Genomic DNA, 8,660 nt, shown 5'->3' with positions numbered 1-8,660 from the left:
TCCTTAAGTATTGCAAAATAAATAAGTGACGGCGTCACAAATAGCAAAACCCAGCACTTTGGCCGGGTTTTAATAACGCTTTAATTTTATTTTGATAATTCTTTTTTGATTTCGTCTTTTATTTTACTTAATTCGCTCTGCGGATGTTTTTTACAAAGTTCTACGGTCAGAGGTACTGCGGTCGTGACGGTTTCGTTATAGTCGACGTAATCACCACCTTTGAAATCTTCGTCTTCATTAAGCACCCAGAAAGCCACCGGAGCCATGGTCTGCGGGTTCAGATCAATGAATTCCTGGCAGCTCATGCCTTTCGGCGTCACTTCAGTTTTCGCGCTATCAGTGGCTGCATTGACGCTAACACTGGTTAACAGCGCTGCGACCAGAATACCTGCTGTAGAAAGGGAGAATTTATTCATTGTAGTACTCCATTTATAATATAGATAATATCTACACTCGCGCTTCAAACCGTTAATGTAGTTCGCAAAAAATAATACCCCTACCGTTATAAGAATAAAGGTTGCCATTATTGATTTGGCTGAAATTGATATTTCCCATTACCGATTCTGATGTTTGAGGGGAAATGTTGCCGACAATGTGATCGTTCCGACGAAATCAGCAGATTCATACCCCGCTCTCCTGTCGCTGCACCAAAACTGAACTACGCTGCACAAATGTTGATCATTAGTTAATGAATGTGGTTTGAATTTTAACAAAAACAGCCAGCGTATCGCTGTTAGCGACCTGGCACGCGTCCTGCATTGTTAATTCACTAACAGTGAGCCGTCATCTGACAGACAACTAACAGCGAGAAGGTAATGACAGCGAAACCTGAATTATTTATCCGCATAGAACAGACCTTCAGCCAGCTTACGCCGAGCGAAAAGCGCGTAGCCGGGTGGCTGTTAGCCCATGGTGTACAGATCCCTTTTGAAACCGCGGATGGCATCGCTAAAGCGGCAGGAACCAGCGGCATTACCGTAGGACGCTATCTGCGTAAGCTGGGCTTTCGTAATCTGGAGGATGCAAAAGCCAGCCTGCGTGAGCTGCCGGTTGTCCCCTATCAACCCTGGGGAATGAACGAGCGGCTGGATTCCTGGCACCAGCAGCAAAGCCTGCCGGATCGCGCGCAGCAGTCGCTGTTACTGGAAATCGACGCCATTACCCATGTCTATCAACTCGCGCAAAGCGAAACATTTTTACGCATTGCGCAGCAGCTGGCGCATGCGGAAGCGGTTTACATCCTCGGGATCCAGTCTACACGTGGGATTGCCAACGCCTTTTTTAGTCATCTTGAATACCTGCGGCCTAAAGTCAGCTACTCCGAAGGGCTTTCCGGCAGTTGGGTCGAGTCGCTGAATTCGGGATTTAACCAGCCATACGTGGTGATCACCGACATGCGCGCCTACTCCGCTATCTCCCGACAATATTGCCGTGTTGCGACAGAACGCCATATTCCACTGGCGCTGATCACCGATGTGTGGTGTCCGTGGGCCAGAGATTATGCCCTTGATTTACTCCAGGTAAAAACTGACACCGGACATTTCTGGGATTCTCTGGCTCCCGTGAGCTGTCTGTTCAACTTATTACTCTCTGCGGTGGTGGAGCAACTTGGTGATTCCCTCGCAGGACGCCTGCAGACCAATCGCCAGTTACAACAACAGTTTGGTCAATTCGAACAATAAACAGGAAATGTGCTATGTCAGAAACCCCAGAACTGGTCGATCTGTCGGTGATATTCCCGTCACTGCATATCGATCTCAAATACGCCACGGCCGACAACATTACCGGCGCGCCTATCTACCGGGAAGCGCGCTGCCTGTTACACCGCGAGGCGGTAACCGCGCTGGCTAAAAGCATCAGTATCGCGCAACTGGCGGGCCTGAAGCTTGTAGTGTTTGACGCGTATCGCCCCCAGCAGGCGCAGGCGGTGCTGTGGAATGCGTGCCCGGATCCCCAGTACGTCGTCGATGTGGCGATTGGATCCAATCACAGCCGCGGGACGGCCATCGACGTTACGCTGATGGACGATCGTGGCAATGTTCTTGATATGGGCGCTGATTTTGATGAGATGCACGACCGTTCTCATGCCTGGCACCCTTCTGTTCCACCAGCCGCGCAGCGTAACCGGTTGTTACTCAACGCCATTATGTTCGGTGGCGGTTTTGTCGGCATTAACAGCGAGTGGTGGCATTTTGAATTACCTGATGCCGCGCGTTATCCACTGCTTGACGACCAGATAGCCTGTTTCCCTGTTCCCCCCATAACAACACAACATCCTTTTTAATTCTGGAGCCTGGTTATGAAGACTACACCTGCGTTAAATGCGTTTTTTCGCCCCGCTCTGATCGCCATTGCGCTGGCATTTGCCCTCCCTGCCGCGCAGGCCGCCGTGCCTAAAGATATGTTGGTCATCGGTAAAGCCGCCGACCCGCAGACGCTCGACCCCGCCGTGACCATCGATAACAACGACTGGACGGTCACCTATCCCTCTTATCAGCGTTTGGTTCAGTACAAAACCGAAGGCGGTAAAGGCTCAACGGAAGTTGAAGGTGATTTAGCCAGCGGCTGGAAAGCCTCTGACGATCAGAAAGAGTGGACGTTCACCCTGAAAAACGATGCCAAATTCGCCGACGGTACGCCGGTGACGGCAGATGCAGTAAAACAATCCTTTGAGCGCCTGCTCAAAATTGGCCAGGGACCCGCTGAAGCATTCCCGAAAGATCTGAAGGTTGAGGCCATTGATGACAATACGGTGAAATTTACCCTCAGCCAGCCGTTCGCGCCATTCCTGTATACGCTGGCAAATGACGGGGCCTCAATTATCAACCCGGCAATCTTAAAAGAACATGCCGCAGACGATGCCCGCGGATTCCTGGCGCAGAACACGGCAGGCTCTGGTCCTTTCATGCTGAAAAGCTGGCAAAAAGGACAACAACTGGTACTGGTGCCAAACCCGCATTATTCCGGGGCCAAACCAACGTTTAAGCGGGTTTCGGTAAAAATCATTGGTGAAAGCGCCTCCCGTCGCCTGCAGTTGTCGCGTGGCGATATCGACATTGCCGACGCGCTTCCAGTCGACCAGTTGGCCGCTTTAAAACAGGAAGGCAAAGTTAACGTAGTGGATTATCCCTCGCTGCGCGTGACCTATCTGTATCTGAACAACAGTAAAGCGCCGCTCAATCAGGTGGATTTACGCCGCGCCATCTCATGGGCCACTGATTATAAAGGCATGGTGAATGGGATCCTCAGTGGCAATGGTAAACAGATGCGCGGTCCGATCCCTGAAGGTATGTGGGGTTTTGATGACAAGGCTATGCAGTACAGTTTTGATGAAGCCAAAGCGAAAGCCGCATGGGACAAGGTCGCGAACAAACCAGAGAGCCTGAGTTTCTTGTATTCAGATAATGACCCTAACTGGGAGCCGATTGCCCTCTCTACCCAGGCCAGTCTCAACAAACTGGGTATTAAGGTGAAGCTGGAAAAACTGGCGAATGCCACCATGCGTGACCGCGTGGGTAAAGGGGATTACGACATTGCTATCGGCAACTGGAGTCCGGATTTCGCCGACCCGTACATGTTCATGAACTACTGGTTTGAGTCAGATAAAAAAGGTCTGCCGGGTAACCGTTCATTCTATGAAAACAGTGAGGTCGATAAGCTGCTGCGTAGCGCATTAGCCACCACCGATCCGGTCGCCAGAACCAATGATTACCAGCAGGCGCAAACCATCGTGATTGATGAAGCGGCCTACGTCTATTTATTCCAGAAAAACTATCAACTGGCGATGAACAAAGACGTCAAAGGATTTGTATTTAACCCCATGCTGGAACAGGTCTTCAATATCTCCACCATGAGTAAATAAGCCACGTTGATGCGGAGCCACCCAGGCTCCGCAAGGGGAAGCTAATGACGTTCTGGAGCATTTTACGCCAGCGATGCTGGGGACTTATTCTGGTGGTTATCGGTGTTTGCGTGATCACCTTTATTATTTCGCACCTGATCCCAGGCGACCCCGCACGGTTGCTGGCGGGCGATCGCGCCAGCGATGAAATTGTCGAAAATATTCGTCAACAGCTGGGGCTGAACCAGCCGCTGTATGTGCAGTTCTTTCGCTATGTGAGCGATATCTTTCAGGGCGACTTAGGCACCTCTATTCGCACCGGACGCCCGGTACTGGATGAACTGCGTATCTTCTTTCCCGCCACCCTGGAGCTGGCTTTCTGCTCTTTGTTGCTGGCGCTGGTGATCGGTATTCCGTTAGGTATTTTATCTGCAGTCTGGCGCAACCGTTGGCTTGATCACCTCGTTCGCCTGATGGCGATTACCGGCATCTCCACGCCTGCATTCTGGCTGGGGCTAGGGGTTATCGTGCTGTTTTACGGTCATCTGCAAATTTTGCCCGGTGGTGGACGGTTAGACGACTGGCTGGATCCACCGGCTCATGTCACCGGATTCTACCTGATTGATGCCCTGCTGGAAGGCAATGGCGAAGTCTTTTTCAATGCGCTCCAGCACCTGATCCTGCCGTCACTGACGCTGGCTTTTGTGCACTTAGGGATCGTTGCCCGCCAGATTCGCTCCGCCATGCTGGAGCAACTGAGTGAAGATTACATTCGTACCGCGCGCGCCAGCGGACTGCCGGGCTGGTACATCGTGCTGTGTTACGCGTTGCCGAATGCGCTTATTCCATCAATAACCGTGCTCGGCCTGGCATTGGGCGATCTGCTCTACGGTGCGGTACTGACCGAAACGGTCTTCGCCTGGCCGGGAATGGGCGCCTGGGTGGTAACGTCGATTCAGGCGCTCGACTTCCCGGCGGTAATGGGATTTGCCGTAGTGGTCTCTTTCGCTTATGTGCTGGTCAACCTGGCGGTTGATTTACTCTACCTGTGGATTGACCCACGTATTGGACGCGGAGGTGCTGAATGATGCTCACTCAAGAAACGCCGACCGCCCCACAGACTGTTCGTCGTCGTACGGACTGGGCGAAATTGTTGTGGATGATGAAAAGCAGCCCGCTGACGCTGATAGGCGGGGTCATCATTGTACTGATACTGTTGCTGATGGTGCTGTCTCCGTGGATTACGCCTTACGATCCTAATGCCATCAATTTAAGTGCGCGCCTGCTGCCACCGTCCGCGGCCCATTGGTTTGGTACCGATGAAGTGGGCCGCGATTTGTTCAGCCGTGTTCTGGTCGGAAGCCAGCAGTCGGTCGTCGCTGGTCTGGTGGTGGTGGGAATTGCCGGCGGATTGGGTTCGCTGCTGGGTTGTCTGTCTGGCGTCATGGGGGGACGCGCCGATGCAATTATCATGCGAATAATGGACTTCATGCTGTCCATCCCTTCGCTGGTGCTGACGATGGCACTGGCCGCTGCGCTGGGACCCAGCCTGTTTAACGCCATGCTGGCGATTGCCATCGTACGTATTCCTTTTTATGTGCGCCTCGCCCGCGGTCAAACGTTAGTGGTGCGTCAGTTTACCTATGTCCAGGCTGCGCGGACCTACGGCGCTTCTCGCTGGCACCTGATTAGCTGGCATATTTTACGTAACTCTTTACCGCCGCTGATTGTGCAGGCGTCGCTGGATATCGGCAGCGCGATCCTGATGGCCGCCACGCTCGGGTTTATTGGTCTGGGCGCACAGCAGCCTAGCGCGGAATGGGGAGCGATGGTGGCGATAGGCCGCAACTACGTGCTTGATCAGTGGTGGTATTGCGCTTTTCCCGGCGCCGCAATTCTGATTACCGCCGTGGGCTTTAATCTTTTTGGCGATGGTATTCGCGACCTGCTGGATCCGAAAGCCGGAGGAAAACAGTCATGACACAACCCGTACTGGAAATTGAGGATTTGCATCTGAGTTTCCCCGGCTATAAAGCTGACGTGCATGCGCTGAATCATGTTTCGCTGCATATCAACCGTGGAGAAATTGTCGGCGTGGTCGGTGAATCCGGTTCCGGCAAGTCCGTGACGGCGATGCTTACCATGCGGCTGCTGCCGGAGGGCAGTTATCATATTCACCAGGGACGCGTTTCGCTGCTGGGTGAAGATGTGCTCAACGCCAGCGAAAAGCAGATGCGCCAATGGCGTGGCGCACGCGTCGCCATGATCTTCCAGGAGCCCATGACCGCGCTTAATCCCACGCGACGTATCGGCCAGCAGATGGTGGAAGTTATCCGCCATCACCAGGCGCTAAGCCGCACGGATGCTCGCCAGAAAGCCATCGCTTTGCTGGAAGAGATGCAAATTCCGGACGCGGCGGACGTGATGAAACGTTTCCCGTTTGAGCTTTCCGGCGGTATGCGCCAGCGGGTGATGATTGCGCTGGCCTTTTCCTGCGAGCCGGGGCTTATCATTGCCGATGAACCGACCACCGCGCTCGACGTCACGGTACAGCTACAGGTGCTGCGTTTATTGAAGCTAAAAGCGCGCGCCAGCGGGACAGCCGTACTATTTATCAGCCATGATATGGCGGTGGTGTCACAATTGTGCGACCGGTTATACGTCATGTATGCCGGAAGCGTGATTGAGAGCGGCCCAACACCAACCGTTATTCAGCATCCCACGCATCCCTATTCCATCGGCTTGCTGAAATGTGCGCCGGAACACGGTGAACCGCGCGCATTGCTGCCTGCCATTCCCGGCACCGTACCGAATTTAACCCGCTTACCGAGCGGATGCGCATTTCGTGAGCGCTGTTTTGCGGCTGGCCCTCGCTGTGACGAGACGCCTGCATTAAGCAGTCAGGGAGGCGCGGATCAACAATCGGCCTGCTGGTATCCGCAACTGGAGACAACACATGTCTGAATTTTTACTGGCCTTGCAGGATGTTCATGTCAGCTTTCCCGCGCGTAAAAACTGGCTCGGCAAGGTTACCGAACGGGTGCATGCGCTCAACGGTCTGGATTTACAGATTCGACAGGGAGAAACGCTGGGGATTGTCGGTGAATCCGGCTGCGGAAAAAGTACGCTGGCGCAACTGCTGATGGGGATGCTGCAACCCAGTCAGGGAAACTACTCTCGCCGCGATGGCAAGCAGCACAATGGTATGCAGATGGTCTTTCAGGACCCGCTTTCATCGCTTGATCCGCGCTTACCGGTGTGGCGAATTATCACCGAACCGGTGTGGATCCAGAAGCGAAGCTCCGAGCGTGAACGCCGCATTCTTGCCGAAGATTTGGCGCAACAGGTAGGGATCCGCCCTGAATATCTCGACCGTCTGCCGCATGCGTTCTCCGGCGGGCAGCGTCAGCGTATTGCCATTGCCCGGGCGTTGTCGTCAGAGCCGGACGTGATTGTACTGGATGAACCCACTTCGGCGCTGGATATCTCCGTGCAGGCGCAAATTCTTAACCTGCTGGTGTCATTGCAGGCACGCAGAAATCTGACCTATGTGCTGATATCGCATAATGTGTCGGTGGTTCGCCATATGAGCGATCGCGTGGCGGTGATGTACCTTGGGCAAATTGTTGAACTGGGAGAAACGCAGCAGGTTCTTACTCATCCTGCCCATCCCTACACGCGATTATTACTCGACTCCGTCCCTAAAACGGGAGCACCGCTGGCGGAGGATTTAGTGTTACGGAAAACCGAACTACCGGGGAACCGAACGCTGCCTGAGGGCTGTTTTTTTCGTGACAGATGTCCGTTGGCGATCCGTGGCTGTGAGAATAAACAGATCTTGCTGTCCAGCGAATCAGGATGTGAGGTTCGCTGCTGGCGGGCGGTTAACGTGAGCTGAACGCGGCGGAAAATCAGGCGCAATACGCCTTTTTCAGGGTATCCACCAGCACTTCTGAGGCGGTAGATAACTTATGATGTGCCGAACGCAGAACGCCGATCCGACGCTGGATCACCGGCGTGTCCAGATCGATACAGGTTGCGCCTAATTCAGTCATTTGCGTACGGCACAGCGCAGGTACCGCGCTGCCGCCCAGACCCTTAGCCACCAGCCGGCCAATGGTCACCAGTTGATGGCTCTCCAGCGCCACCTCCAGCGAATGCCCGCTTTGCACCAACTGTTCTTCCAGCATCAGACGCACAGCGGAAGGTCGTTGCAGAGTGATGAAATCCAGCGTCAGCAGTTCACGCCACGCAATACGATCCCGCCCTGCCAGTCGGCATGTTGGCGGGACAATCGCGATAAAACGATCCACACCAAGCGGGGTGAAATGCAGATGCCCGGAATAGTCCGGTTCGAAGGCAATGCCCATCTCCACCCGCCCTTCACTCACCATCTCAATGACTTGTTCGTTAATCACATCGTGAACCGTTACGTTGATACCGGAATAGGAATCACGAAACGTCTTCAGTACTGACGGCAGGACGTTAGCAGCAAATGAAGGCATGGCGGCAATAGAGATTTTACCGCGTTGCAGCGTGAATCGCTGGCGCATTGCCTCTTCCGTGTTCTCCCAGTCCGCGAGCAACTGTCGCCCCATGTTCAGCAACGTTTCCCCTTCCTGTGTCAGGGTCACCTTGCGGGTGGTTCTCAACAGTAAAGCCCCACCTAACGAATCCTCCAGTCCTTTAATCGCCAGACTTAATGCGGGTTGCGACATATTCAGTCTTTCACTGGCATGAGCAAAATTCAGAGTGTGAGCTACCGCTAAAAACGCGCGTAACTGTTTGATGCTCATTCCCATTTCGCATTCCTTTAACC

General features: G+C 53.6%; 9 protein-coding genes. 7 read left to right on the top strand and 2 right to left on the bottom strand.

Annotation, left to right across the window (positions count from 1 at the left end):
• Window positions 1–86: 86 nt before the first annotated feature.
• On the bottom strand, window positions 87–416 hold the full coding sequence (hdeB, locus tag KQJ18_RS18860) for an acid-activated periplasmic chaperone HdeB (protein WP_032939734.1): 330 nt from the start codon (window positions 414–416) through the stop codon (window positions 87–89).
• A gap of 399 nt (window positions 417–815) precedes the next feature.
• Between hdeB and KQJ18_RS18855 the strand changes: the two genes are divergently transcribed.
• From KQJ18_RS18855 to KQJ18_RS18825, 7 genes are read left to right on the top strand one after another with little or no spacing between them, the layout of a single operon-like run.
• Entirely contained in the window at window positions 816–1,682 is an 867-nt protein-coding gene (locus KQJ18_RS18855) for a MurR/RpiR family transcriptional regulator (protein ID WP_085048208.1), read from the top strand.
• Between the two features lie 14 nt (window positions 1,683–1,696).
• Window positions 1,697–2,284, top strand: coding sequence for a D-alanyl-D-alanine dipeptidase (gene ddpX, locus KQJ18_RS18850; RefSeq protein ID WP_085048207.1), 588 nt, complete (start codon window positions 1,697–1,699; stop codon window positions 2,282–2,284).
• A 15-nt stretch (window positions 2,285–2,299) separates the two neighbouring features.
• The gene (locus KQJ18_RS18845) at window positions 2,300–3,862 is read left to right on the top strand and encodes an ABC transporter substrate-binding protein (protein WP_085048206.1); all 1,563 of its coding nucleotides are present in this window, start codon (window positions 2,300–2,302) and stop codon (window positions 3,860–3,862) included.
• A 44-nt stretch (window positions 3,863–3,906) separates the two neighbouring features.
• A complete protein-coding gene (locus KQJ18_RS18840; RefSeq protein WP_038640603.1) occupies window positions 3,907–4,929 on the top strand; it encodes an ABC transporter permease in 1,023 nt (340 codons plus the stop codon).
• Window positions 4,926–5,822, top strand: coding sequence for a D,D-dipeptide ABC transporter permease (ddpC, locus tag KQJ18_RS18835; RefSeq protein WP_216422496.1), 897 nt, complete (start codon window positions 4,926–4,928; stop codon window positions 5,820–5,822). The genes KQJ18_RS18840 and ddpC overlap by 4 nt, the downstream gene beginning before the upstream one ends.
• Entirely contained in the window at window positions 5,819–6,805 is a 987-nt protein-coding gene (locus KQJ18_RS18830) for an ABC transporter ATP-binding protein (protein WP_199952073.1), read from the top strand. The genes ddpC and KQJ18_RS18830 overlap by 4 nt, the downstream gene beginning before the upstream one ends.
• Window positions 6,798–7,739 (top strand): ABC transporter ATP-binding protein, encoded by a 942-nt coding sequence (locus tag KQJ18_RS18825; protein ID WP_038640609.1) that lies wholly within the window; start codon window positions 6,798–6,800, stop codon window positions 7,737–7,739. Before KQJ18_RS18830 ends, KQJ18_RS18825 begins: the two co-directional genes overlap by 8 nt.
• Before the next feature lie 13 nt (window positions 7,740–7,752).
• On the opposite strand, the gene KQJ18_RS18820 is transcribed toward KQJ18_RS18825, so the two are convergent.
• Window positions 7,753–8,643, bottom strand: coding sequence for a LysR family transcriptional regulator (locus tag KQJ18_RS18820; RefSeq protein ID WP_038640611.1), 891 nt, complete (start codon window positions 8,641–8,643; stop codon window positions 7,753–7,755).
• Between the last annotated feature and the right edge of the window lie 17 nt (window positions 8,644–8,660).

This window comes from Citrobacter sp. S55_ASV_140 (assembly GCF_018919505.1).
Taxonomy (GTDB): domain Bacteria; phylum Pseudomonadota; class Gammaproteobacteria; order Enterobacterales; family Enterobacteriaceae; genus Citrobacter; species Citrobacter werkmanii.
Note: the sequence above shows the minus strand (reverse complement) of the source record. Positions and strands in the feature narration are given on the sequence as shown.

Bases quoted from the DNA above. Each gene is read 5' to 3' on its own strand.
- hdeB (WP_032939734.1), bottom strand. From the start codon at position 416: ATGAATAAATTCTCCCTTTCTACAGCAGGTATTCTGGTCGCAGCGCTG.
- KQJ18_RS18840 (WP_038640603.1), top strand. From the start codon at position 3,907: ATGACGTTCTGGAGCATTTTACGCCAGCGATGCTGGGGACTTATTCTG.
- KQJ18_RS18820 (WP_038640611.1), bottom strand. From the start codon at position 8,643: ATGGGAATGAGCATCAAACAGTTACGCGCGTTTTTAGCGGTAGCTCAC.
- KQJ18_RS18830 (WP_199952073.1), top strand. From the start codon at position 5,819: ATGACACAACCCGTACTGGAAATTGAGGATTTGCATCTGAGTTTCCCC.
- ddpC (WP_216422496.1), top strand. From the start codon at position 4,926: ATGATGCTCACTCAAGAAACGCCGACCGCCCCACAGACTGTTCGTCGT.
- ddpX (WP_085048207.1), top strand. From the start codon at position 1,697: ATGTCAGAAACCCCAGAACTGGTCGATCTGTCGGTGATATTCCCGTCA.
- KQJ18_RS18845 (WP_085048206.1), top strand. From the start codon at position 2,300: ATGAAGACTACACCTGCGTTAAATGCGTTTTTTCGCCCCGCTCTGATC.
- KQJ18_RS18825 (WP_038640609.1), top strand. From the start codon at position 6,798: ATGTCTGAATTTTTACTGGCCTTGCAGGATGTTCATGTCAGCTTTCCC.
- KQJ18_RS18855 (WP_085048208.1), top strand. From the start codon at position 816: ATGACAGCGAAACCTGAATTATTTATCCGCATAGAACAGACCTTCAGC.